This is a genomic window from Carboxylicivirga linearis, from assembly GCF_018271995.1.
Taxonomy (GTDB): domain Bacteria; phylum Bacteroidota; class Bacteroidia; order Bacteroidales; family Marinilabiliaceae; genus Carboxylicivirga; species Carboxylicivirga linearis.
Window position 1 is genome coordinate 1 of sequence record NZ_JAGUCO010000139.1, and the last position, 553, is coordinate 553.

Annotated in this window: 1 protein-coding gene; it reads right to left on the bottom strand. The window is 31.8% G+C overall.

Annotated elements, in window-relative coordinates; translation table 11 throughout:
• On the bottom strand, window positions 1–345 hold a 345-nt coding region (locus KEM10_RS24055), incomplete at its 3' end, for a hypothetical protein (RefSeq protein ID WP_212221024.1).
• Between the last annotated feature and the right edge of the window lie 208 nt (window positions 346–553).

A 553-nucleotide genomic window follows, 5' to 3' on the forward strand; every position in this document is an offset into this window, starting at 1 on the left:
TCTTTTAAGGTGAGTATTTGGAGGTAGAAATAAAAATGAGAAGTATCGTTCATTGATGGTAACATACCTCTTGGTATGCTTCATCCGCTCCCTGATAATAAGGGCTTTTTCAATTATACTATTTATATCTTCCGATTGTACGAGAAAATCATAATCAAAAAGTTTCATTAACTCAGTAGGGAATGGAGCAGTAGGTAAATGTGTTAATTTCTCTACAAGGTTATCCATTTTAGATTCCCATACTGTCGATTCTTTCGCCTTCCTGTAGCCTTGCAGTAAATTCTCAAATACAGCAAGGCAATCCTTTTCAAAGTTCTCCGCAACAATTTTCTGATTTATCATCATAAGCTTCTTTTAAAATGTTAAAAAATAATGGCTTATGATTATCCTCAAGCTCAATCGAAAGTTGTGTTATTTCATCATATTATAAGTCTTATTTTTTGAATAAGTTTATTTCTGCCGTTCTCCGTTGTACCAATGAGTTTAACCATAAACAAAAATTTTGTGGTAAATAATTTTCATCGGCTGCAAAACTAATTTATTAGCAGAAAAA